General features: G+C 67.0%; 23 protein-coding genes and 1 pseudogene. 12 read left to right on the forward strand and 12 right to left on the reverse strand.

The annotated features are described in order from the left end of the window. Positions 1-168: 168 nt before the first annotated feature. Positions 169-885: a DUF4397 domain-containing protein gene (locus AC1DDH_RS16070; RefSeq protein ID WP_230008335.1), complete on the reverse strand. Its 717-nt coding sequence runs from the start codon at positions 883-885 to the stop codon at positions 169-171. A 140-nt stretch (positions 886-1,025) separates the two neighbouring features. Further along, positions 1,026-1,484 (reverse strand): flavin reductase family protein, encoded by a 459-nt coding sequence (locus tag AC1DDH_RS16075; RefSeq protein WP_018772361.1) that lies wholly within the window; start codon positions 1,482-1,484, stop codon positions 1,026-1,028. Positions 1,485-1,679: 195 nt separating this feature from the next. On the opposite strand from AC1DDH_RS16075, the gene AC1DDH_RS16080 reads away from it, so the two are divergent. The 3 genes from AC1DDH_RS16080 (at position 1,680) to nrdR (ending at position 4,247) form a co-directional block, all read left to right on the forward strand. Further along, complete coding sequence (locus AC1DDH_RS16080; RefSeq protein WP_476870581.1) at positions 1,680-2,258, forward strand: hypothetical protein; 579 nt, start codon at positions 1,680-1,682, stop codon at positions 2,256-2,258. 29 nt (positions 2,259-2,287) lie between these two features. Beyond that, positions 2,288-3,640 carry a histidinol dehydrogenase gene (gene hisD / locus AC1DDH_RS16085; protein ID WP_374208246.1) on the forward strand — a complete coding sequence of 451 codons (1,353 nt, stop codon included), beginning with the start codon at positions 2,288-2,290 and terminating at the stop codon, positions 3,638-3,640. Positions 3,641-3,743: 103 nt separating this feature from the next. Then, a complete protein-coding gene (gene nrdR, locus AC1DDH_RS16090) occupies positions 3,744-4,247 on the forward strand; it encodes a transcriptional regulator NrdR (RefSeq protein ID WP_028275865.1) in 504 nt (167 codons plus the stop codon). A 196-nt stretch (positions 4,248-4,443) separates the two neighbouring features. Here nrdR and ppgK read toward each other — a convergent pair whose 3' ends face one another. Both ppgK and map read right to left on the reverse strand, forming a co-directional pair. Beyond that, complete coding sequence (gene ppgK / locus AC1DDH_RS16095; protein WP_223916650.1) at positions 4,444-5,247, reverse strand: polyphosphate--glucose phosphotransferase; 804 nt, start codon at positions 5,245-5,247, stop codon at positions 4,444-4,446. A 98-nt stretch (positions 5,248-5,345) separates the two neighbouring features. After that, positions 5,346-6,224 carry a type I methionyl aminopeptidase gene (gene map, locus AC1DDH_RS16100; protein ID WP_476955812.1) on the reverse strand — a complete coding sequence of 293 codons (879 nt, stop codon included), beginning with the start codon at positions 6,222-6,224 and terminating at the stop codon, positions 5,346-5,348. Positions 6,225-6,327: 103 nt separating this feature from the next. On the opposite strand from map, the gene AC1DDH_RS16105 reads away from it, so the two are divergent. Both AC1DDH_RS16105 and AC1DDH_RS16110 read left to right on the forward strand, forming a co-directional pair. Next, the gene (locus AC1DDH_RS16105; RefSeq protein ID WP_018772367.1) at positions 6,328-6,492 is read left to right on the forward strand and encodes an SPOR domain-containing protein; all 165 of its coding nucleotides are present in this window, start codon (positions 6,328-6,330) and stop codon (positions 6,490-6,492) included. A gap of 145 nt (positions 6,493-6,637) precedes the next feature. Next, positions 6,638-8,683 (forward strand): phage holin family protein, encoded by a 2,046-nt coding sequence (locus tag AC1DDH_RS16110; protein WP_476955813.1) that lies wholly within the window; start codon positions 6,638-6,640, stop codon positions 8,681-8,683. A gap of 50 nt (positions 8,684-8,733) precedes the next feature. Here the strand turns inward: AC1DDH_RS16110 and AC1DDH_RS16115 are convergent, their stop codons facing one another. The 3 genes from AC1DDH_RS16115 to panB all read right to left on the reverse strand — a co-directional run bounded on the left by AC1DDH_RS16115 (position 8,734) and on the right by panB (position 11,076). Continuing rightward, positions 8,734-9,492: an MBL fold metallo-hydrolase gene (locus tag AC1DDH_RS16115; protein WP_476955814.1), complete on the reverse strand. Its 759-nt coding sequence runs from the start codon at positions 9,490-9,492 to the stop codon at positions 8,734-8,736. A gap of 23 nt (positions 9,493-9,515) precedes the next feature. Then, positions 9,516-9,905, reverse strand: coding sequence for an SHOCT domain-containing protein (locus AC1DDH_RS16120; RefSeq protein ID WP_028275861.1), 390 nt, complete (start codon positions 9,903-9,905; stop codon positions 9,516-9,518). Between the two features lie 205 nt (positions 9,906-10,110). Continuing rightward, the gene (gene panB / locus AC1DDH_RS16125; protein WP_476955815.1) at positions 10,111-11,076 is read right to left on the reverse strand and encodes a 3-methyl-2-oxobutanoate hydroxymethyltransferase; all 966 of its coding nucleotides are present in this window, start codon (positions 11,074-11,076) and stop codon (positions 10,111-10,113) included. Positions 11,077-11,338: 262 nt separating this feature from the next. Between panB and glnA (AC1DDH_RS16130) the strand changes: the two genes are divergently transcribed. The 6 genes from glnA (AC1DDH_RS16130) (at position 11,339) to AC1DDH_RS16155 (ending at position 17,715) form a co-directional block, all read left to right on the forward strand. Beyond that, entirely contained in the window at positions 11,339-12,679 is a 1,341-nt protein-coding gene (gene glnA, locus AC1DDH_RS16130) for a type I glutamate--ammonia ligase (RefSeq protein ID WP_028275859.1), read from the forward strand. Between the two features lie 9 nt (positions 12,680-12,688). After that, entirely contained in the window at positions 12,689-15,700 is a 3,012-nt protein-coding gene (locus tag AC1DDH_RS16135; protein WP_476870585.1) for a bifunctional [glutamine synthetase] adenylyltransferase/[glutamine synthetase]-adenylyl-L-tyrosine phosphorylase, read from the forward strand. A gap of 72 nt (positions 15,701-15,772) precedes the next feature. Further along, positions 15,773-16,189, forward strand: coding sequence for a VOC family protein (locus AC1DDH_RS16140; RefSeq protein ID WP_026266248.1), 417 nt, complete (start codon positions 15,773-15,775; stop codon positions 16,187-16,189). Between the two features lie 48 nt (positions 16,190-16,237). Continuing rightward, positions 16,238-16,753 carry a GNAT family N-acetyltransferase gene (locus AC1DDH_RS16145; RefSeq protein ID WP_243179480.1) on the forward strand — a complete coding sequence of 172 codons (516 nt, stop codon included), beginning with the start codon at positions 16,238-16,240 and terminating at the stop codon, positions 16,751-16,753. Positions 16,754-16,778: 25 nt separating this feature from the next. After that, positions 16,779-17,471, forward strand: a complete 693-nt coding sequence (locus AC1DDH_RS16150; protein WP_476955816.1) for an MBL fold metallo-hydrolase — start codon at positions 16,779-16,781, stop codon at positions 17,469-17,471. Between the two features lie 43 nt (positions 17,472-17,514). Continuing rightward, on the forward strand, positions 17,515-17,715 hold the full coding sequence (locus AC1DDH_RS16155; protein ID WP_476955817.1) for an AsnC family protein: 201 nt from the start codon (positions 17,515-17,517) through the stop codon (positions 17,713-17,715). A 71-nt stretch (positions 17,716-17,786) separates the two neighbouring features. On the opposite strand, the gene AC1DDH_RS16160 is transcribed toward AC1DDH_RS16155, so the two are convergent. Then, a complete protein-coding gene (locus AC1DDH_RS16160) occupies positions 17,787-19,433 on the reverse strand; it encodes a hypothetical protein (protein WP_476955818.1) in 1,647 nt (548 codons plus the stop codon). Positions 19,434-19,633: 200 nt separating this feature from the next. Beyond that, the gene (gene glnA / locus AC1DDH_RS16165; RefSeq protein WP_018772378.1) at positions 19,634-21,058 is read right to left on the reverse strand and encodes a type I glutamate--ammonia ligase; all 1,425 of its coding nucleotides are present in this window, start codon (positions 21,056-21,058) and stop codon (positions 19,634-19,636) included. Between the two features lie 283 nt (positions 21,059-21,341). Here glnA (AC1DDH_RS16165) and AC1DDH_RS16170 point away from each other — a divergent pair, with 283 nt between their 5' ends. Next, positions 21,342-21,779, forward strand: a complete 438-nt coding sequence (locus AC1DDH_RS16170; RefSeq protein ID WP_459384400.1) for an RDD family protein — start codon at positions 21,342-21,344, stop codon at positions 21,777-21,779. A gap of 495 nt (positions 21,780-22,274) precedes the next feature. Here AC1DDH_RS16170 and AC1DDH_RS16175 read toward each other — a convergent pair whose 3' ends face one another. The 3 genes and pseudogenes from AC1DDH_RS16175 to AC1DDH_RS16185 all read right to left on the reverse strand — a co-directional run. Continuing rightward, complete coding sequence (locus AC1DDH_RS16175; RefSeq protein WP_476857752.1) at positions 22,275-22,637, reverse strand: DUF3817 domain-containing protein; 363 nt, start codon at positions 22,635-22,637, stop codon at positions 22,275-22,277. Between the two features lie 230 nt (positions 22,638-22,867). Continuing rightward, positions 22,868-23,617, reverse strand: coding sequence for a DUF4191 domain-containing protein (locus AC1DDH_RS16180; RefSeq protein ID WP_243179470.1), 750 nt, complete (start codon positions 23,615-23,617; stop codon positions 22,868-22,870). A 90-nt stretch (positions 23,618-23,707) separates the two neighbouring features. Continuing rightward, positions 23,708-23,926 (reverse strand): annotated as a pseudogene (locus tag AC1DDH_RS16185) (lipoyl synthase); the annotation flags it as partial.

Here is a 23,926-nt window from a genome sequence, read left to right on the forward strand (position 1 = left end):
AGCGGCAGTGGCCCCTGTTGCACCACATTATGCCGCTCGCGCGGGGACTCCGCCATGGTCGAACTGGGTCAGCCTTCCGGGCTGTCGCTGTGTGCGTGCCGGTGGGGCCGCGGTTGATGCGACCCCACCGGGCGAGAAAACAGGATGCCTGCTGGAGCTCCGGTTGGCTTACTCGTGGTGGCCTTTGTGTCCGCGCGATGAGGAGTCCACTACCTGTACGGCGGCCCCAAGGTTGTTGTCGGCGAGGCTTCCCCAGGCGTAGACGATGGTGTTTTTCCCCGCAGTGACCTTGATGTCGGCCGGACCGATCAGCGGGGCAGTGGTTCCCTCGGCTGCGACCGAGGCCGGGACGGTTCCGGCCTTGAGAGTGAGGGTCTTTTGATGCCGGTTGGTGAGTCCCTCAATGACCGCGTTGCCACCGGCCAGGACATCGACGGCGGGCGCCGCAGCGACGTGCCGGACGGTCAGCTTGCCCTTTCCATCCGGGCTGGCGGAGGTGTCATTGGTGAAAAGGGTGGCCGTGGGCGTCCCGTCAGCGGCCAGATGTGCGACCGCTGTGTAGTCCCGACCTTCTTCGAGGTCCACTGTGACCGGGCCTATCACGGGGTGGTCGGCGCTGGTGGCGTCGGCGCCGGTGATGGCGACCTTGTGGTCTCCGTCGGGGACGTTCAACGGCCCGGCCAATGTGCCCGGTTTGAAGTTGTCCAGGGCGAGTTTGCCGTCGACCCAGACATCGACGGTAAGGCCCGGAACGCCGTGGAGGACGGACAGTTTTGCCGTTCCCTCGTCGCGGTGATGCCAGGTCCCGGCCTGGGCCGGGGCGGCCAGGGCCAGTGCTGCCAGCAGCGTCATTGCTCCGGTGGCTGCAGAGAGTGTCTTGCGCATTTCCAACTCCTCATCGGGGCCCACATGGGGGCGGTGGTTGTGCTTACACCCTTAATACCGGCCGAAGGCCGTCGCCGGATGCACCACCGGGGAAGTTTTAATGTGCCGTGTTAATTTGCCGTGGCCCGTAGAGGCGTCTGTCAGATCTCGTAGTCGAGCGGAACGGGCTGGCTGTAGGCCCCGGAGTGGTAGAGCAGGGGAACACCGTCGTCGCCGACCTGGCCCTCCACCACCTCGACCACCACGACCGCGTTGTTCTCGAAGGAGAGCCGCATCTGGACCTTGCCGATCAGCCAGCCGCTGACTCCCTTGAGCACGGGCACCTCGTGGGGTCCGAGCTCCCAGTGGTCGCCGTCGAACCGGTTGCCGGCCCGGGCGAAACGGTCGGCGAGCTCCTGGTTTTCCAGCCCGAGCATGTGCACGCCAATGTAGGTCGTGTTCGCCACGGCCGGCCACGAGCTGGAGGTCCTGGCCATGTTGAACGTAAAGCGCGGCGGCTTGGCGGACAGAGAGGCCACGGAGGTCGCCGTGAATCCGAACGGGACGCCGTTGTGGTTGGCCGTGATGATGGCCACGCCCGCCGCGTGCCGGCGGAACATTTCCCTGAATGTTCCCTCGAAAATACCTTCATCTGTGGCCACTGCGATCCAACTCCCTGCTGCACGTGCGTGTCGTACTTCTACTCTGCCAGCGTATTGCGCAGGGGAATCGAGTGCGGCATTTTCTTTACGTCTCCCGTCATGTGCTGCCGGCCGGCGTCATGCGCCGCGGGAATCCTTGTTACGGTTTGTTGCATGACACAGTCCGCAGTCGACGGCCCCGTCCACCACGCCGGGGAGCCCGCACAGCCCGAGCGGCGTCCCGAGGGGCAGCCCGGTTCCGGGGGGACATGGCGGAAGGCCGCGGTCATCGCGGCCGCCGGCATCCCGGTGGGGCTGCTTTGGTGGCTTCTGGCGCCGTCGGGCCTGAATCTCCTGACCGGAAACCCTGACCTCGCCGCCGGCACCAACACCGCCACCTGGCTGCCCCGTGACCTTGTGCTGGCGGGGCTGTGCCTGCTCGCAGGGTGCATTGCCGGGTCGTTCGTCGCCGGCAACAAGCACCAGCAGCCCGGCCCCGGCACTGTTGTCCTCGTGGTCCTCGCCGGCGCTGCCGGTGCGCTCATCGCGTGGGGAACCGGTGTGCTCAGCGCCCAATGGTGGGGAGCGCCGGCAGATACTTCGGCCAGCGCCAGCGTCGCCTTCTCCCTGCGCTCCTATGCGGTCCTCGCCATCTGGCCGGCAGCGATCGCCCTGGCCATCTTCCTGAACAGCCTCTTCCCGGGCAACGGCGGCAAACCCCGCCGCGGCGGGGCACGTAAAATGAACGGGTGAGCCTAACTCCTGACAGCCCCGTGACCCCGATGACCGCCGCCCTTAACTTCCGCACGGTGGACGTGCGCGGTGCGCACCTGTCTCTCGCGGGACTCCGCGCAGCCGTGCCCCGGGCACAGTCCGGGACGATGGCCGACGCCGAGGGCAAGGTCCTGGATATCATCTCCGCGGTCCGCGCGCGGGGCTTCGGCGCACTGCGGGAGCTGGCGCTGGCTTTCGACGGCGTCGAGCAGACGCATCCCCGCGTCCCGGCCGAGGCGCTGCGTGCAGCCCTCGAGAACCTGGATCCCGCCGTCCGCGCGGCCCTGGAGGAGTCCATCAAGCGGGCCCGCGCCTTCGCCGACGCCCAGCGCCCGGCGAACATCGACGTCGAACTCGGCGAGGGTGCCGTCGTCAGCCAGAACTGGGTGCCGGTGGCGCGCGTGGGGCTCTATGTCCCCGGCGGCCTGGCGGTCTACCCGTCCTCGGTGATCATGAACGTGGTCCCGGCCCTGGCCGCCGGCGTCGAATCGATTGCCCTGGCCTCGCCGCCGCAAAAGAACTTCGGCGGCCTCCCGCACCCCACGATCCTGGCTGCGGCCTGTCTGCTGGGCATCGAGGAGGTCTACGCGATTGGCGGGGCGCAGGCCATTGCGGCCTTCGCCTACGGCATCCCGGCCGACGCGTCCGACGGCGGCCACCTCCCCGGGATCGACCCCGTGGATGTCGTCACCGGTCCGGGCAATATCTTCGTGGCCACCGCCAAGCGCCTGGTCAAAGGGGTTGTCGGGATCGATTCCGAGGCCGGCACCACGGAGATCGCGATCCTCGCGGACGCCACCGCCAGTCCTGCCCTCGTGGCCGCGGACCTCATCAGCCAGGCCGAGCACGACCCCAAGGCTGCATCGGTGCTGTTCACCGACTCCGAGGCCCTCGCCGCAGAGGTCCGCGTGGAGCTTGAGCGGCAGGCCGCTGCCACCAAGCACTCCAGCCGCGTCCGCGAGGCGCTCTCGGGCCCGCAGTCCGGGGTGGTGCTGGTCGAGGACCTGGAGCAGGGCATTGCCGCCTGCGACGCGTACGCCGCGGAACACCTTGAGATCATGACCGCCGACGCCGCCCGGGTGGCCGGCCGGATCCGCAGCGCCGGTGCGATCTTCGTGGGGGACTACAGCCCCGTGAGCCTGGGGGACTATTGCGCCGGCTCCAACCACGTGCTGCCTACCAGCGGCACCGCGGCCTTCTCCTCCGGACTGAATGTGACCACGTTCCTGCGCGCCATCCAGGTCATCAACTACAGCCGGGCCGCGTTGGAGCAGGTCAGCGGCCATATCGTCAGCCTCTCCGGCGCGGAGGACCTGCCGGCGCATGGCGAGGCCGTCACGGTGCGGTTCGCCGCACGGTAGTTCAGGACCCAGACCACTACATGTAGTAATTACAGGCTTGTTATTCAGCTACATCTAGTCGTAAACTGAAGTCACAGCGGATTGCGACAGGGGAGGAACCGACATGTATTGCCCGTTCTGCCGAAACCCTGATTCGCGCGTCGTGGACAGTCGGATCGCCGATGACGGCTCCGCCATCCGGCGCCGCCGTCAGTGCCCCGAATGCGGCCGCCGGTTCACCACCGTGGAAACCACGAGCCTGACCGTCATCAAGCGCTCCGGGGTCGGCGAGCCGTTCAGCCGCAGCAAGGTCATCAACGGCGTGCGCAAGGCCTGCCAGGGCCGCCCGGTCACCGAAGACGATCTCGCCTTGCTGGCGCAGGAAGTCGAGGAGGCGATCCGGGGCTCCGGCGCCGCCGAAATCGAGGCCCACGAAGTCGGGCTGGCGATCCTGGAGCCGCTGCAGCGTCTCGACGAGGTTGCCTACCTGCGGTTCGCCAGCGTCTACCAGGCCTTCGAATCGCTCGAGGACTTCGAATCGGCGATTTCCCTGCTTCGCCATGAGGCAGAGACCAAGGGCCGGGACGGCAAGAGCCCGGACAAGCGGCCGCTGCAGGCGCCGTCGTAAATGTCCTGATTGTCCTGGCGACTGCGTCCCAGGATCCACCACAGACTCCGGTGGTGGCAGCGGAGGGGAAGCCGCAGCCACCACCGGCTCCACGTCACCGCTCCACAAAGAAATTGAGCTATCACTCCGGGTCGTTCCCAGCGTTCAGAACGACCCGGAGTGATAGCTCAATTGGTTTTTGCGGCGCGATGGGCCTTTATTTTGCCAGCTTGTGCTTGAGGGCAATCTCGATGGCCGCGCCCACGATCCCGGCGTCGTTCTTCAGCTCGGCCGGGACGATCGGCGTGCGCAGCTTCATGTGCGGCAGGTACTCGTCCGCACGCTTGGAGATGCCGCCGCCCACAATGAAGAGCTCGGGGGAAAACAGGAATTCCACGTGGGAGAAGTAGCGCTGCAGCAGGACGCTGTACTGTTCCCAGCTGAGGCCCTCGCGCTCACGGGCCACGGCCGAGGCCTTGGTCTCGGCGTCGAAGCCGTCAATCTCCAGGTGACCGAGTTCGGCGTTGGGAACCAGCTTGCCGTCGAAGATGAACGCCGAGCCGATGCCGGTGCCAAGGGTGATCACCAGCACCGTGCCGGCCACTCCCTCGCCGGCACCGAAGCGGGCCTCGGCGAGTCCCGCGGCGTCGGCGTCATTGATGACCTCCACCGGGCGGCCGAGACGCGCCGTGAGCATGGCATCGATGTCGGCTTCCAGCCACGACTTGTCCACATTCGCGGCCGAATGGACCACGCCGTGCTGGATGATGCCGGGGAAGGTCACGCCCACGGGGCTGCTGGCGTCGGGGGCATCGGAACGGGCCGAGAGCTCGGCGACAACCTGCGCGACGACTTCGGCCACCGACTCAGGAGTGGAGGGCTGCGGCGTCGGGAAGCGCACGCGGTCACCGATCAGCTTCCCCTTCTTCAGGTCCACGATCCCGCCCTTGATTCCGGTCCCACCGATGTCAATGCCGATCAGGGGGGCGTTCTTCTTCGACTTTTCGTCCTTCTTGGCCAATGTCGTTCCGTTCGTGGCAGGGGCGGGCTGTAGTGACCGGGCAGGGCCGGTGGTGAAAGAGCGGGGTGGCTCCGTGAACTAGCGTGTGGAGCAGACGGTCAGGGCAGCGTGAGGACCTCGGCACCGGACTCCGTCACGAGCAGGGTGTGCTCGAACTGGGCGGTGCGCTTGCGGTCGCGGGTCACGACGGTCCAGTCATCGGCCCACATGTCCCAGTCAACGGTGCCCAGGGTCAGCATCGGCTCGATCGTGAACACCATACCGGTTTCCATGGTGGTGTTGTATGCCGGGGCCGCGTCATAGTGCGGAATGATCAGCCCGGTGTGGAAGGCTTCGCCAACTCCGTGCCCGGTAAAGTCGCGGACCACGCCGTAGCCGAAGCGCTTTGCGTAGGACTCGATGGTCCGGCCGATCACGTTGATTTCGCGTCCGGGAGCCACCGCCCGGATGGCGCGGGTCAGCGATTCCCGGGTGCGCTCGACGAGGAGGCGGGACTCCTCGTCGACGTCGCCGACCAGGAAGGTGTAGTTGGTGTCGCCATGGACGCCGCCGATGAAGGCCGTGATGTCGATGTTGAGGATGTCGCCGTCCCGGACCACCGTGCTGTCCGGGATCCCGTGGCAGATGACCTCGTTGAGGGACGAACACAGGGACTTCGGAAAGCCCCGGTATCCGAGGGTGGAGGGGTACGCGTTGTGGTCCAGCAGGAACTCATGGCCCACCCGGTCCAGCTGGTCGGTGGTGACGCCGGGTTCGATGTGCCTGCCGACCTCCACTATGGCCTGGGCGGCGATCTTGGAGGCGATCCGGATCTTCTCGATGGTCTCCGCCGACTTGACCTCGGACCCTGTGAACTTCGCAGGAGCCGGCTTGCCCACATATTCCGGACGCGGGATGGACGGCGGCACGGGAAGCTGCGGGCTCACTGTCCCCGGGACCAGCGTGCCGATGGGTGCAGTTGAGGCTAGAGAAGGCATAGATTGATCATATAAGCCCCCGGGCTCGCCCCGGAAAATACAGCCCGGAAAATACAGCCCGGAAAAGACACCCGGACACGCTCCGGGCCATGAAGGAGCCCCGATGCCCGAATACTGGTACAACGTCAACACCCACGAGATCGAGGAAGACGCGATGTCCGACTGGAGCCAGCTGATCGGACCGTACAAGACCCGTGAGGAAGCCGAACACGCCCTGGAAAAGGTCAAGGCGCGCAATGAGGCTTGGGACAAGGACGAGGACGACTAGCCCGTACGGACCTGCTGCGCCCGCGGGAACGTCCCCCGGCGATCGCGGACCGGACACCGCGCAGGCTGACTGATTTTCTCCCGGCCCGTGATTCTCACCCTGTGAGGGTGGGTGCGAGCCGGTTGCCGACAGCCATACTGGGAAAATGCCGACGCGCGTTGCCCGCACCCGCGGCACCCGAATATCAGACCTCGCCAGGCTGGCCCTTGCCTGGGCTGCCTCGACTGTAGCCCTCATTATCACCGGCGCCCTGCTTCCGGGGTTCTCTGCGGCCAGCTGGTGGTCATACGCCGCCGTGGCGGCGGCAGCCGGCCTCGTCGGCCTGGTCCTGCGCCCCGTGCTGGTGGAGATCTCGGCCAGGGTGGGCTGGGTGGCAGTACTTCTTACCGCCCTGGTGGGGCAGGCCCTGATCATGTACGTCGCCATCCGTCTGGTGCCCGGCATCGAGTCGACGCCGTTGACAGCCCTCGCCGCTACCTGGGTCAGTGCCGTGGTGGGCACGCTCATTTCGTGGGCCACCACAGCCGGAACCGATGACGGCCTCATCACCTCGCTGGCAGGACGGGCACGCCGGCAGGAAACGGTGACCGATCCGGAGGTGGACGGTGTCCTGTTCGTCCAGCTCGACGGGGTCCCCTTCCCGGTGCTGCAGTGGGCTATCCAGTCCGGGGGAGTGCCCCATCTCCGCCGCTGGCTGGCCTCGGGGGATTATCAGTTCCGTGAATGGACTCCCCAGCTGCCTTGCACGACGCCGGCGAGCCAGATGGGCATTCTGCACGGCACGGTCGCCGGGATCCCGGCCTTCCGGTGGTATGACCGTGAGCTCCAACGCGTCCTGGTGGCCAACCGTCCGGCAGACGCCCGGGTGATCGAGGACAGGCACAGCACCGGCCAGGGACTGCTCTGCGACGACGGCGTCTCCATCTCGAACCTGTTCACCGGTGACGCGCCCCGCTCGTTTTTGACGATGAGCCGGGTAGAGGTCCGGCGCGGCTCGACCCAAACCCGCCGGGCGTTCGCCTGGTTTTTTGCCACCCCGAACGGCTTCATGCGCAGCTTCACGCGGACCGTCGCCGAGATCTTCAAGGAGCGTTGGCAGGCCCGGAGACAGGTCAAACGTGACCTCAATCCGCGGGTGCGGCGGGACTGGACCTTCGCCCTGCTGCGGGCAGTCACCAACGGTCTGCTGCGGGACCTGAACACGGCGCTGGTGGCAGAGGAGCTGCGTCGCGGCACGAAGTGCATCTATGTCGACTACGTTGACTACGACGAGATCGCCCACCACGCAGGCATGTTCCGCCCCGAGTCGCTTGCAGCCCTGGATGGCTTGGACCGCACGCTCGGTGCCTTGGCCGAACTCGCCGGGTCCGCTCCCCGCCGCTACCGGCTGGTGGTGCTCTCGGACCACGGCCAGTCCCAGGGCACGCCGTTCGCGGACCGGTATGGCCAGGCGCTTGGTGATCTGTGCGCGGAACTGATGCAGGAACACGTTCAGAACGTGGACGCGTCCGTCGAGGGGCTCGGGCGCGCGGACTCCCTCGCCGGCGACGTTGCCTCTGGCGGATTGTCCGGGAAGCTCGCCGGCCGTGCCGACGAGGTGCTGACCAAGGCACAAGAGACGCCGGCACAGCAGACTTCCGGCCCAGGCGGCGCGGAGGATCCGGTGGTCGTGTTGGGCTCGGGCAACCTGGGCCTGGTGTACCTGCGCGGTGACCGGCGCCTGAGTCTCCAGGCCCTCGAGCATCGGTGGCCTGCCCTGGTCCCTGGCCTGGCGGGCCATCCCGGCGTCGGGTTCGTGGCCGGCATCGATGAGGAGGGCGGGGCGTGGGCGATCGGAAGCGGCGGGCGCGTCAATATCACCAGCGGGGCAGTGGAGGGCACCGACCCGCTGGCCGGTTTCGGGCCGCATGCGGCGCGGGTGCTGAATCTCGCGCTGATGCACCCCGAGGCGCCGGATCTCTATGTCAACAGCGCGGTGGATCCCGTGACCGGCGACGTTGCAGCATTCGAAGGCCTCGTCGGATCCCACGGGGGTCTGGGGGGTTGGCAGGACCGCGCCGTGCTGATGGGCCCGGCCGATCTCATGGCGGGGCTGCCCGAGCGGATCGAGGGTGCCGGGGAACTCCACCGGGTGCTGGTGGCGATGCTTGAGTCCTGTGGCCAGCGCACCACGACGGCGTCCCGCGGCTGAGCGACCAACGGGGGGATTTCCCGGGGCGGGTCCAATTCGAGGCCCTGGGCTTACGAGGACGCGACCCAGGTCTGGCCGGGAGCGAGGACGACTGCCGTGCAGCCGGGCGCCTGTTCCGCCACGGCAGTGGCGAACCGGTGGCCGGGCCGCTCGAGCCAGCTCCGGGCAAAGTAGGTGACGAACGGAGGGTGCAGCGTCCCCCAGTGCACCGGCAGGGCGAACCGTGCGCCGCTCATCGCGACAGCCCGTGCGGCGGTCTCCGGAGTCAGGTGCCCCGCCGAGAGCCTCGGTCCCCACCCCCAGACCGGCACCAGGGCGACATCGATCGGCCCTCCGGCCATGGCGGGGAGCGCGCCCATCTCCGGGAACAAGCCCGTGTCACCCGCGATCCACACGATGCCCGACTGGCCGCGGACGAGCTGGCCATTGGCGTCGTTGGGCCGGTGCGGCATTGGCCGGCTGCGATGCTCGGCCGGCACCTGGCGAATCTGGACGCCGCTGCCTACCGGGGTCCAGCCGTCGCCCAAGGAAACTGTGTGCGCCAGCTTTCGGCGACGCAGCCAGGCCACGTTCGCCGGCGCGCTCATCAGCGGTGCCCCGGGCAGCATGCGCAGGGAGCGCAACTCGGCGTGGTCGTGGTGCAGGTGAGAGAGGAGCACCGCGTCCGGTCGGTCCCACGAGACCGGGTCCGGACGCGGTGCCAGGCGTCGGAGCAACCCGGCATGGGAACGGAGCAGCGGATCGGTGAGGATCCGAACCCCGTCGAGATCCAGAACCACCGTGGAGTGACCAAGCCAGGTGATTCTCATGTCGGGCGTAGCCCGTTTTCGTGTCAGGCCAAGGCCTTTGCCTTGAGGGAATCAAACTCGGTCTGGTTGATGGCTCCGGAATCAAGCAGCGCCCTGGCATCGGCGATCTGGCCGGCCGGGCTGGCCGTCGAGCCTGCGGCCTGCTTGATGTACTCCTGCTGGGCAGCCTGCTGCTGGGCCAGCATCTTCATCTGACGATCGGTCATGCTCCGGCCCCGGGCGATCAGGTAGATGAGGGCGCCGAGCCAGGGAACGAAGATCAGCAGGATAACCCAGCCGGCCTTGGCCCAGCCGCTGAGCTCGTGGTCGCTGAACAAGTCCATCAGGCAGCGGAACCACACCATCAGCGCAGCGATCCAGATGAAGAACCAGAAACTCCAGAGCAGAACGTCCCAGAAGCTATTCGTGTCCATCGATACTCCTCGAATCGTGTCCGCCGGAGCCTGACCTTACGCTTAGCGCATGAAACCGTCGGGGCCGGCGGAACATCTTGAGGTCCTAATGCAGACCTTATTGGTCAGCCTGCCCGCACCTGAGGCGCAACGCATCGCCCGTGAAGGATGAGGTCTTGCAAAAGAGGCCCCGGATCCGGAAGGTCAGGGGCCCGCTGGAGCGGAACTAGAAGGAGTGTTCCGGGCCGGGGAACTGGCCTGAGCGCACGTCGTCGCCGTAGGCTTTTGCGGCGTCACTGAGGGACGTGCGGAGGTCGGCGTACTGTTTGACGAATTTCGCCATCTTTCCGCCGCGCAAACCGGCCATGTCCTGCCACACCAGGACCTGTCCGGTGGTGGCGCTGCCGGCGCCGATGCCGACCGTGGGGACCTCGACGGCGGCATCCACGGCGGCTGCCGTGGCGGCCGGGACCATTTCCATGAGCACGCTGAACGCGCCGGCGTCGGCCAGCGCGACGGCGTCGTCGATCAACCGCTGGGCGTCATCGCCGCGGCCCTGGACGCGGTAGCCGCCGAGGGAGTGTTCGCTCTGCGGGGTGAAACCGATGTGCGCCATGACGGGGATGCCGGCCTGGACCATGGCGCGGACGGTCTCGGCGTAGAACTTTCCGCCTTCAATCTTCACGGCGTGGGCCAGGCCCTCTTTCAGGAACCGGACGCCGGTGGCAACCGCCTGCTGGGCCGAGACCTCGTAGCTGCCGAACGGCAGGTCAGCGACCACCAGGGCCCGCCGTGCGGAGCGGGCGACGGCGCGGCACAGCGGAAGGAGTTCGTCCACCGTCACGGGAAGGCTGGTTTCGTTGCCGAAGACGTTGTTGGAGGCCGAATCGCCGACCAGGAGCACCTCGATGCCTGCCTGGTCAAAGATTTCTGCGGTGTACTGGTCATACGCGGTGAGCATGGCGAAGCGCTCACCGTTGACCTTGGCCGCCTGGAGATGATGCGTGCGGATCCTGGCCGCCGGTTTCCGGACCGCCTCCGCAGCCCCGCCGGCGCCGCCGTCGGGGGTCCCGCCTGTGCCACTGGCCGACGTGCCCGAAGAGGCGGCCGCTGAAGCCGCTGCCGGGCCGCTGCCGTAGGGGGCCGCAAGTTCTGCGGGCGTGCTGGAATCGGAGCTGTTACTTGAGGCCATGCCACGAGCGTAGTGCGAGACGAAGTGCCGCAGCTACCGCGGATTGCCCCCGCCCGGCGTGAATCACGTCACACGGGCGGCCTGCGCGACGGCGCAATAGCCCCTCCCGCCGCGAATTCGTCCGGCTTTGTGTTAACGGTGTGTTACGCGGGGGTCCGGCTTCAGCAATCGGTGGCAATGCTTAGTAAAGTGAACCGTGAGCAGCCGCGGGGCCCATGTATGCCGGGCCCGGGGCGGATGGAAGAACCGGAAAGAGGCCAGTATGGACCGCCAGCAAGAGTTTGTCCTGCGGACGATCGAAGAGCGCGATGTGCGGTTTGTGCGCCTGTGGTTCACCGACGTCGTGGGATCGCTCAAGTCCGTGGCCCTGGCCCCGGCCGAGGTGGAAGGCGCCTTCGAGGAAGGACTCGGATTCGACGGTTCCTCGATCGAAGGCCTGGCCCGCGTCTTCGAATCCGACATGCTGGCCCAGCCGGATCCGGCCACGTTCCAGATCCTGCCGTGGCGCGGCGAGACCGAGGCCACATCGCGGATGTTCTGCGACATCCTGACGCCCGACGGCGAACCTTCCGCCGCGGACCCGCGCAACGTCCTCAAGCGCACCCTGGCCAAGGCCGCGGACATGGGCTTCACCTGCTACACCCACCCCGAGATCGAGTTCTACCTGCTCAAGTCCCAGGAGCCGGGCCCGGACGGATCACCCATCCCCGTGGACGAGGGCGGCTACTTCGACCACGTCCCGGGCGGCGTGGCCCAGGACTTCCGCCGGACCGCCGTGACCATGCTCGAATCGGTGGGCATCTCGGTGGAATTCAGCCACCACGAGGCAGGCCCGGGCCAGAACGAAATCGACCTGCGCTACGCCGACGCCCTGCAGACCGCGGATAACATCATGACGTTCCGCACGGTCATCAAGGAAGTCGCGCTGCAGCAGGGCACCTATGCCACCTTCATGCCCAAGCCCTTCACCGCCCACCCGGGTTCCGGCATGCACACCCACTTTTCCCTCTTCGAAGGGGACACCAACGCCTTCTACGAGGCCGGTTCCGAGTTCCAGCTTTCCGAGACGGCGCGCCAGTTCATCGCCGGCATCCTCAAGCACGCCCCCGAATTCACGGCCGTGACCAACCAGTTCGTCAACTCCTACAAGCGGCTCTGGGGCGGGGGAGAGGCACCGAGCTACCTGAGCTGGGGCCACAACAACCGCTCCGCCCTGGTCCGCGTCCCGCTGTACAAGCCCGGCAAGGGCCAGTCCGCGCGGATCGAATACCGTGGCATCGACTCCGCCGCCAACCCCTACCTGGCCTACGCCGTGCTGCTCGGTGCCGGCCTCAAGGGCATCGAGGAGGGCTACCAGCTCCCCGCGGCGGCGGAGGACGACATCTGGTCGCTGAGCTCGGCGGAACGCCGCGCCATGGGACACGACCCGCTGCCGGCCAGCCTGCACGACGCCATCCGGACCATGGAGGATTCCGAGCTCATGCCGCAGATCCTCGGCGAGCAGGTGTTCGAGCACTTCCTGCGCAACAAGCGGGCAGAATGGCAGGACTACCGCCTTCAGGTGACGCCCTACGAACTGCAGCGCAATCTCGGCATTCTGTAGGTTGCCCCGATGAGCCTGGCACGACGCCTCATTGCCGCCGGCTTCAGCGATCTCGACAAGGGCGAGCGGTTCCTGGCGGCCCGGGAACTGGAGGGACTCGACCAGGATGCCCTCTTTGCGGGGCTGCAGCTGGCGGCCAACCCGGACACGGCCCTGCAGTCCCTGGTCCGGCTGATCGAGAAGCACCCGGAGCTGCGCAAGCTTGCCGTCGCAGACCCGGAAAGCAGCGAGCCGCTGTACCGGGTCCTGGGGGCCTCCGAGGCGCTGGGCGAGTTCCTCATCCGCCACCCCGAACACCTCGATGCCTTCGACGTCCGGGTCAGTCCGGAACCGATGCCCGCGGACGCCGTGGCCCTGCGGACGCGGCTGCTGCAGTCGGTGCGGGCCGATCCCAAGTCTGCCCGGCCGGTGGCGGCCCTCAGCGGTCAGGAAGCCTACGCGGCCCTGCGCACCGCCTACCGGCGCGGGCTCGTGGAGCTCGCCATCAAGGACCTGTGCGCGGCCGATCCGCTGGACTTCATGCCGGCCGCGGGTGCGGAACTGGCGGATCTCGCCGGGGCTGCGCTCGAGGCGGCCCTCGCCGTGTCCCGGGCCGAGGCGGCGGAGAAGTTCGACGCCGCGGAGGTGGCCGACGTCGGCCTCGCCGTGATCGGCATGGGCAAGTGCGGTGCCCGCGAACTGAACTACATTTCCGATGTCGACGTCATTTACGTGATCGAGTCCGGCGCGCTGGAGGAGACCCGGGCCACGACAATCGGCACCGTCCTCGCCTCCGGGATCTCGCGCGCGATCATGTCCACGAGCCGCGAACCCGGGCTGTGGGAAGTCGATGCGAACCTCCGGCCCGAGGGCAAGTCGGGGCCGCTGGTCCGGACCCTCGCCTCGCACGAGAGCTATTACGCGCGCTGGGCCGAGAGCTGGGAATTCCAGGCCCTCCTGAAGGCCCGGACCATCGCCGGCGACACCGTCCTGGGGGCCCGCTACGAGGCAGCCCTGACGCCCCTGATCTGGTCTTCGGCCGGCCGGGAGGGCTTTGTCGAATCCGTCCGCGCCATGCGCCGCCGCGTCACCGAGCATATTCCGGCCGATGAGGAACAGCGGCAGATCAAGCTGGGCCGCGGCGGGCTGCGCGACGTCGAATTCACAGTCCAGCTGCTGCAGCTTGTGCACGGCAAGTCGGATGAATCCTTGCGCTGCCGGGACACCACGTCGGCCATCGCCGCGCTCTCCGCCGGCGGGTATATCGGCCGTTCCGACGCCGCGGAGTTCGACCGCGACTACCGCTACCTGCGGCTGCTCGAACACCGGATCCAGCTGTTCCAGCTGCGCCGGACGCACCTCATGCCGGTGAACGAAGCGTCTTTGCGTTCCCTCGCCAAGGCGGTCCTGGGACCGTTCTCCGCCGAGCGGCCCAAGCCGGACGCCCTGGTCGCCGCATGGCGAAAAACCAAGCGCTCCGTGCGGGAACTCCACGAACGCATCTTCTACCGCCCCCTGCTCAATACCGTCGCCACCCTGAGCAGCGAAGAGGCACGCCTGACCCCGGAAGCCGCCCAGGGCCGCCTCGCCGCCCTCGGTTACCTCGATCCCCCCGGCGCCATGCGACACATCGAGGCCCTCACCGCCGGCGTGAGCCGGCGCGCGGCACTCCAGCGCCAGCTCCTGCCCATCCTGCTGGACTGGCTCGCCGACGGCGTGGATCCCGACGCCGGGCTGCTCGCCTTCCGGCGGGTCAGCGAGGCCCTCGGCACAACGCACTGGTACCTGGGCATGCTCCGGGATTCGACGGCCGCGGCCGAGCGGCTCTGCCACGTGCTCGCCAACTCCCGGCTGATCGCGGACCTGCTGGAGGTTTCGCCCGAATCAGTGGCGTGGCTGGGCACGGACAAGGAACTGGTGCCGCTCAGCTTCGAATCCCAATGGCTTGAAATCACCTCGAAGATGTCCCGGCACGCGGACCCGGAGAGCGCCATGCGGCTGATCCGGCTGATCCGGCGCCGGGAAATCCTCCGGGTCGCCATCGCGGACAGCGCCGGGCTGCTGGACCAGGACCAGGTGGGGGAAGCCCTCGCCGACACGGACCGGGCCGCCGTGCTTGGGGCCCTGCGCGTGGCGGAGACAATCATCACCGCCGGGGAACCGCTGAAGACCCACGTGCTGGTGGTTGCGATGGGCCGTCAGGGCGGCCGGGAGATCGGCTACGGCTCGGACGCCGACGTCATGTACGTTCACCGCGGACTCCCCGGCGTGCCGGAAGAGGAGGCACAGGCTCAGGCCCTGCAGATCGTGGGCAAGCTCTCCAGCCTGCTGACCCAGCCGCTCAGACCGGCGATCCTGGCCGAGCGGGTACTCGCGGTGGACGCGGACCTGCGCCCCGAGGGCAAGAGCGGACCCATGGTGCGGTCTCTGGAGTCCTATGCCGAGTACTACCGCCGGTGGTCCCTGGTCTGGGAGTCCCAGGCGCTGCTGCGGGCGCGCCCCATGGCCGGCGACGACGCCCTGGCCGAGGATTTCGTGGCGCTGATCGACACCATCCGGTACCCCGGGTCTTTGTCTGACCAGGACGTCCGGGAGGTGCGGCGGGTCAAGGCCAGGGTCGAGGCGGAGCGCCTGCCGCGCGGCGCCGATCCCGCCCGTCACCTGAAGCTTGGCCGGGGCGGGTTGAGTGACGTCGAGTGGCTGGCCCAGCTGCTCCAGCTCCGGCACGCCGGCCGGCATCCGGAGCTGCGGACCACGTCCACGGTGGACGCGCTCGAGGCGGCCGCGGCCCTGGACCTGATGGACGCGGGGGACACCGTCATCCTCCTCCGGGCCTGGCGGCTGGCGAGCCGGATCCGTTCGGCCAACGTCATCTGGACCGGCCGGCCCTCGGACCTGCTGCCCTCGTCCCGCCGCGACCTTGAGGCGGTGGCCCGCTGGTGCGGCTACGGACAAGGCAACGCCGCGGCGCTGGAGGAGGACTACCTGCGGTTGAGCCGGCGCGCCCGGGCGGTCTTCGAGCGGGTCTTCTACGGCCAATAGCGCCCGGCGGCGGCCTGCCGGCTGCTGACAGGGCCTACTGACACATGCTGCGGGCGGTGCTACCTTGGGCCAATGGCCAGGCAACTTTTTGTGAACCTTCCCGTCCGGAATCTGGATAAGACCGTTGAATTCTTCACGGCGCTGGGATTTTCCTTCAACCCCGACTTCACCGATGAGAACGCCACCTGCATGATCGTCAACGACGGCGCGTACGTGATGCTGCTCGTCGAGTCCTACTTCAAGACCTTCACCTCGAAGTCCGTCGCCGCTACGGCCGGCACCGCCGAGGTGATCATGTCCTTCTCGCTGGAGAGCCGCGAAGCCGTGGACGAGGTCATCCGCACCGCCCTGACCTCCGGGGGCACGGCATCGGAGGAGGCCCAGGACTACGGCTTTATGTACACGCACAGCTTCCAGGACCCGGACGGGCACCTCTGGGAAGTCTTCTGGATGGATCCGGCCGGACCGCCCAAAGACGCTGCGCTGTAGCCCCTTTCCGCTAGGGGCGGGCGCCGCCGGCGCGGGTACGCTGTCTACATGTCTGGACATGTATGGCTGCTGCCTTTGAAGAATCTCGACGACGACGCCCGGGCCATCAAGCTTGGGGAGATCGCGCTGCTGGAGCTCGGCGCAGGGCAGCAGAAGTTCGTGGGGGACCCGCTGCGGATGATGCTGATCGGGCTCGAGGAAGAGTCCCGGCACCCGTTCGCCGTGGATGAGAACGGGGCCGCCGTGGGAGTCTTGACGCTCCAGGCTGGGGCGGCGACCCTCGCGGGCTGGCCAGAGGACCACACGGCCTGGCTCCTGCGCGGCTTCCTGATCGACCGGCGGCAGCAGGGCAAGGGCCTCGGCACCCTCGCCGCGGAGGCCGCCGTGCGGGAGGCCGCCAAACTGACGGCGGACCTCGGCAGCGGCCAGGCCGGCGTCGTACTCTCCGTCAACGAACTGAACCCCGGCGGCCAAGCCGCATACCGCAAGGCCGGATTCGAGGACCGCGGCCGCTACGAAGGCGGCGACGCCGGCCCGCAACGCATCATGTACCGGGCATTCTGACCGAAAGCGCATCTTGACTGGGACGATGCGTGCCGCAGTATTGAACCAAGACCAGCCGCTGGAAAGGTGCATGATGGGTCACTCACAGATGCAGGTAGAACCGGTCATCCAGGAGCTCCACATCCCCGCCGGGCTGGCAGGGCCCGTTGAGTTGACGATGGACGTACGCTGTTTCCTTGTGCCGCACACCGGGGGATTGCTGTTAATCGATACGGGCCTCAAGGGCAGCGAGCATGCGATCGCGGCGGCCTTGGACCGTGTCGGAGCAGCATGGAGTGACATCACCGACGTCGTCCTCACCCATTGGCATCCGGACCATGTCGGCGGCCTCGGCGAAGTAGTGGAACGGAGCCCGTTGGCAGCGATCTGGGCGGGCGCGGCGGACGTTTCCCAGATTCCTTCCGCGGTGCCGCTGCGCCCGCTCGTGGAACGTGACAGGGTCCGCGATGTCCAGATCGTGCAGACGCCTGGCCATACCGCAGGACATATCAGCTTGCTGCATGACGACGGAATGCTGTTCGTAGGGGACGCTGTGGGGACAGCCGGAGGTGTGATGAGACGGGCGCCGGAGCAGTTTACAGCGGACTCTGCGCGGGCCGAAGAGTCGCTTCTAAAACTGAGTTTGCTGGAGCCGGACAGGATGCTCTTTTCCCACGGACCGGAGATCCCCGATCCCGTAGGGGAATTGCGCTGGCTTCTCGCCGTCAACGAGGGTTGACGCCTCTCCCGGTGTCAACTAACGTTGACGCCGGAGGTGCTTCATGCAGATATTGATAGGTTCCATGGACGGCAAAGGGCCGGCCGAGGCGCTCTACGCCGTGGCGGAACTCCACAAAGAACTGGCGCGCACGGAAACCGAAGTGGTGCTGCGTGCCCGGCAGGCCGGACTGTCGTGGGAGGCCATTGCGGTGTGCCTTGGCGTCAGCAAGCAGGCCGTGCACAAGAAGTACGGAAAGCGCTGAGGTGCTGGAAAGCGCTGAACCAGAAGGCCGGCCCCAGGCCGCGGCCGGATGCCCGAGGTAACTCGCGGGTCCTAACTTCCCTTTCGGCCCACGAATCGGATCACCGAGGCACGCAGCGGTCGGATCACCCAGACCAGGCCCGCAATGATCAGCACACCGGCGATCGAGAAAAATAGCGGCAGCGGGTTTGAGCGATCGGTACCGGCCACTTGCGCCGTGGCAACGGGAGGTCGGGGCGTGGATGGCGCTGCCGGGCTGGCCGTGGCAACCGGTGCCGGCTTCGCGGACGCGTCGTCGGCCGGGGCCGCTGCCTTGACCGGGCCGGCAGCATCGGCGACGTGCGACTCAGTTTGCAAGGCTGCCTGCGGCTGGACGAAACCAACGCTGGCACGCGCAGGAACGACGGTGTTTGCGGGGGCAATCCGGGTTGTTGGCTGGACTGCCTTGACCTGACGGATGGTCTGTTTCCCGGGCCGCGCCGGAGCGGGAGCTTGTCCGGCGGGAGCTTGTCCGGCTGGGGCGGGGGCGTGTTCTGCGGGGGCCTGTTCTGCGGGGGCCGGGCCGGGAGCGGGCTGATCGCCGCCGACCTCGCCGTTTCCGCCCGTGTCGCCGTCGATCTCGCCGTTTCCGCCCGTGTCGCCGTCGATCTCGCCGTTTCCTCCCGTGTCGCCGTCGATCTCGCCGTTTCCGCCCGTGTCGCCGTCGATCTCGCCGCCCTCAACGATGTCGACGTATAGCGACGATTGGGTATTCGGCCCGTGTCCCTGAGCCGTTGCGGTAACCTGGGCCCGGATCCGATGGCCCTGGTCCGCGGCCACGACAGTGTAGGTGGGTGCGGTGGCCCCGGTGATCGGCTGGCCGTCCCGCTCCCACTGATAGAGGAGGGAAATCGGCTCACCGTCGGCGTACCAGCCGCCGCTGCCCTCCACACTGAGAGTATCGCCGACAGTGGAGCCCCCAGAAAGCCACATTTCATCTGTGGGCTCGATGTACCCGCGGGTAACGACCGTGGACGTGTTTGACTTCGATACGCTGCCTTGGCTTGGGCCGCCGCCGGTCACCTTGAGGGTAACCACTTTGCCCAGGTCGGCAGTCCTGATCTTGTAGCTGTCGGTGGTGGCTCCCTCGATGTCCACCCCATCGGCTTGCCACTGTAACGCCACAACGTCTGTGGACCAGGTGCCCAAATCGTCGACGTCCAACGAGAATCCGACCCTCGTCGAACCCGACACAGATGGAGCCTCGCCGGTACTGATGATGGCTGGCCGGGCCGTATACGCTGCGGTGTTGGTTGCACTGACCTTCGGGGACGGCAGGGTAGTCTCCACCCCATCCTTGAGCCCAGGGGCGGACCCAGTCACGCGCAGCGTTAGGGACCGGCCGTCGTCGGGCGCCGTGATCTCGTAAGTTTCGCCCTGGGCGCCGGGGATGTTGACCCCGTCGCGCAGCCACTGATACTTCAGCGTTTGCGCCCGTTCCCATTCGCCGGGATACGACGTGAGTGTCTGTCCTGCCTTGAGGATGCCAGTGAAGGTCGGGTGCTCCAACGCCCGGACCATGGTGCGGCCCGTGGCACCCTCGCCGAAGTCCCGGCACCTATGCCCGGCTGCGGAGTCCCAGCAGGCGACGGCCGCCTGGGCCGGGCCGGCGAAGCCGATAGTGGACAAGATAATGGCGGCGCCGACGGCTGAAGCCGCACGCGACAGAGTGCTTTTCAAATTTTCCCCCAATATAGTGCCCTTCGCCGTGACCGGGAAGGGACAAAGGGAAATGCTACAAGAAAGATAGCGCTCTACCGATGAATCAAGACCGACTTATGACGGATATTTCCGGCCAAGCAAAAGAGCCCGTCCGGGCTGCCGCGTGTGGCAGACCGGACGGACTCTCCTGGCACTGTGCGGTGCGAGGCCCCTTGGGACTAGACGCCGTAGTAGAGCTCGAACTCGTACGGGTTCGGGCGCAGCGAAAGCGGACGGATCTCGTTCTCGTACTTGTACTCGATCCAGGTGTCGATCAGGTCCTGGGTGAAGACGCCGCCGGCCTGCAGGAACTCGTTGTCCTCGGCCAGTGCATCCAGGGCCTCCTCGAGGGTGCCCGGAGCCTTGGGGATGTCCTTGGCTTCTTCGGCCGGGAGCTCGTAGAGGTCCTTGTCGATCGGAGCCGGGGGTTCGATCCGGTTACGGATGCCGTCGATGCCGGCCATCAGCTGGGCAGCGAACGCCAGGTACGGGTTGGAGGAGGGGTCCGGCGCGCGGAACTCGATGCGCTTGGCCTTCGGGTTGGACCCCGTGATCGGGATACGGATACCGGCGGAGCGGTTGCCCTGCGAGTAAACCATGTTGACCGGGGCTTCGAAACCCTTGACCAGGCGGCGGTAGGAGTTCACCGTCGGGTTGGTGAAGGCCAGGACAGCGGAGGAGTGCTTCAGCAGGCCACCGATGTACCAGCGGGCGGTGTCGGACAGGCCGGCGTAGCCCTTCTCGTCGTAGAACAGCGGCTCGCCGCCGGTCCACAGCGACTGGTGGCAGTGCATGCCCGAGCCGTTGTCACCGAAGACAGGCTTCGGCATGAAGGTCACGGACTTGCCCCAGGCATCGGCGGTGTTCTTGATGACGTACTTGAACTTCTGCAGGTCATCAGCCGCGTGGGTCAGGGTGGTGAACTTGTAGTTGATTTCAGCCTGTCCGGCGGAGCCGACTTCGTGGTGGCTGCGCTCGACCTCAAGGCCGGCCTCGTCCAGGGCAACGCACATGGCGTCGCGCAGGTCGGCCTGCTTGTCGGTGGGGGAGACCGGGAAGTATCCGCCCTTGACCGGGGTCTTGTAGCCGAGGTTTCCGCCCTCTTCCTCACGGCCCGAGTTCCAGTGTGCTTCCTCGGAGTCGATCTTGTAGAAGCTGCCCTGCGGGGAGGACTGGTACTGGACGTTGTCGAAGACGAAGAACTCGGCCTCGGGAGCGAAGAAAGCGGTGTCGGCAATGCCGGTCGAAGCCAGGTAGGCCTCCGCCTTCTCGGCCACGCCGCGGGGATCGCGGTGGTACGGGTCACCGGTACGCGGGTTCACGATCGAGAAGTTCAGTGCAAGGGTCTTCTCCATGCGGAACGTGTCGATGAACGCCGTCGTGACGTCCGGGATGAGCTGCATGTCAGACTCGGCGATGCCCTGGAAGCCGCGGATTGAAGATCCGTCGAAAAGCTGGCCGTTGACGAAGAAGTCGGCGTCAACGCTCTTGGCAGGCACGTTGAAGTGCTGCTGAACGCCCGGGAGATCGGTGAAGCGGATATCGACGAATTTGATGTCTTCGTCCTTGATGAACTTGAGGACTTCGTCCGCAGTCTTGAACATCTATGCTCCTTACGCATATGAAAGATCTGGCCGTCAGGCACATTTGTCCAGCGCAGTCCAACAGCGGAGAAGGCAAAAAGCTTCCCCGCTTCGCAGTCGCTAGCAACTGTTACCACCCTAAGGACAAGGGATTTCCCCGCAGTGTCCGCATTGTTTCGGGGAGGTTACAGAATGTCCTGACACGTAAACGCTAGTCGCCAGTCCACACTGTGGCCTATCTGGTCCACAATGTGACACCCTACCTCCCACACTATGGACAGGCCAGAGCCGATAAGCTTGGAGGGTGGTTGATCGCAAAGACATCGGTTCATGGCTCACCGGGCCGGACACATCCGGCATCTCCAGGTACCCGGGGGAGCGGCTCGGGCTGCCCGAGTCCGGGGCAGGGTCGATCGCCCGTGCCGGCCGGCGCATCCTGGCGATCTGCATTGACTGGGGCATCGCGCTGTTGATCAGCAATTTCGCCTTCGGCGGCGACTCCTGGGCCACGCTTGCCGTGTTTGCCATCGAGCAGATCCTGCTGATCGGCACCCTCGGCTACGGCATCGGCCACCGGATCGTGGGAATCCACGTGGTCCGGCTGGGCGGCGGCCCGGCGGGTCCGCTCGCGGCCCTGGTGCGCACTCTGCTGCTGTGCCTCGTTATCCCTGCCGTCATCTTCGACCCGGACCAGCGCGGCCTCCACGACAAGGCCATGAATACGGTGCTCGTCCGGATGTAGCAACCCGCGGCCGGATGCGCGACGGCGGTGCCAGGCAACCAGGCGCGGCGGGCCCTCGTCCGCTTGCCACGAATGGCCGCTGACCTCCCCGCATAGCGGCCATGTGCGTCAGATGGGCACAGCGATGGTGTCAGGGCGCGGCGGGCCCTCGTCCGTTTGCCACAAATGGCCGCTAACCGCCCCGCATAGCGGCCATATGCGTCAGTTGGGCATAGCGATGGTGTCAGGGCTCGCCGGGCCCTCGTCCGTTTGCCACAAATGGCCGCTGACCTCCCCCGCATTGCGGCCATGTGCGTCAGTTGGGCACAGCGATGGTGTCAGGGCGCGGCGGGCCCTCGTCCGTTGGCCACGAACGGCCGCTGACCTCCCCGTTGCGCGGCGGGCCCTCGTCCGTTTGCCACGAATGGCCGCTACCCGCCCCGCATAGCGGCCATGTGCGTCAGATGGGCACAGCGATGGTGCCGGGGCGCACAGAAACCCGAGGTCCTCGGCGGACTAGACCCCCGCCGTCTCCTGGGCCGGCGTCGGCGCAGCCTCTCCCGACCGTTCCGTCAGGTATCCGTGGCGGCCGGCCCAGCGCTCAAACCACACCGTCGCGAAGGGGAAGACGGCGGAGAGCCCTGAGAGCAAGGCAATCCGGAACGGCCAGCGCAGCATTGCCCACAGGCTCAGTGCCGCAATCGCGTAGCCGATGAAGAAGGCCCCGTGGATCGGACCGGCAATCTCCACGCCGAGTTCCGTCGTCCGGGTGATCCATTTGAGCACCATGCCGAGCAACAGCGCGGCCCAGCTGAACGCTTCGGCGATCGCCAGCCCCCGGAAGATGCGGATCATCGTGGCGGTCGAGGGAAGTTTCATGCGTATCTCCTGAGTTCTTGCGTCCGTTTTCGCGGTGTCCGGTGTCGCTTTGTCCTGCACCCCGCGTCCGTTGTCCCGCGTCCGTTGTCCCGGGTCCGCTGGCCCGGCGCCGGGCGGGCCGACGTCGGGCAGTAAGAGAAACGCCCCGGCTGGCGGCCTGAGGCGGCCGTGAACCGGGGCGATTCTATACTGCGGGCAATTCCATCATGCGGTGCGTTACTGCCGCCCGACTAGCGTCCGCGGGTGGGACGGGCCTTGTAGGGATCGATGCCCTTCGGGATGGGCAGGCGGCCGCCAAGCGAGGAAATGCGCTTCGACACGGCGCTGACCTCGGTCTTGGTCAGTTCGCCCTTGAGCTTGTTCATCTTCCTGGCGATCTGGCTGAGCGGCACCTGGCCCTCGCCGCGGCCGCTTTCGATCACGTGGATGGTGACGTTGGGGAGGATACGCGCAAGGCGCTTGCGCTCGGCGTCGACCAGCGGCTTGACCCGGTTGCTGGGGCCTTCGCTGACGAGCACGACGCCGGGACGGCCGATGGCGCGGAAGACGGCATCCTGCGTGCGGGGGTTCACGGCGACGGGCTGGTCCTCGGTGATCCAGCCGCGCTTGAGCGTGCCCAGCGCGGCACCTGACGCGCCGGGCTGGTTCTCGATCTGCGCGAACGCGGCGCGCTCGGCACGGCGGGACAGGATCAGCGTGGCCGCAAGGGCGCCCAGGGCGATGCCGATGATCAGGCCGGTGATCCAGTTGTCGAGCAGGAAACCGACCAGCAGGCTGAGGGCAACAACACCCAGGAACGCCAGCAACATGAGCCACGGAACCATGGGATCGTGGCGGCGGGTCATCTGGAAGACCTCGCCGATCTGCTTCAGCCGGCTCGGCTTCTTGGCCTTTGCTTCCTTGGGCTTACGGGAGAAAAGGCCGCGCTTCGGAGCTTCGGAAGCCGGGCTGGAGTTGCTGGGATCAGGGGAATTCGCCATAGTTCCTTAATTCTACGTGATGGACGGCCAAGGGCCGGCACCGGAGTCATCCGGTGCCGGCCCTTAAGTGGAAGGGTGTCAGAGCAGGGTTCAGGAATGTGCCGCGAGCAGCGAGCTGGCTTCCTGGCGGGTGCTTCCGGAGCTTTCGATGTGCGCGAGTTCGGCCGGGATTTCCCAGCCCTTCTTGCGCATCGCGGTGGCCCAGAGCCGGCCGGCGCGGTAGGAGGAACGCACCAGGGGCCCGGACATGACGCCGAGGAAGCCGATCTCGTCCGCCTCATTTTGCAGGTCGACGAATTCCTGCGGCTT

The organism is Arthrobacter sp. 10T425 (genome assembly GCF_056393985.1).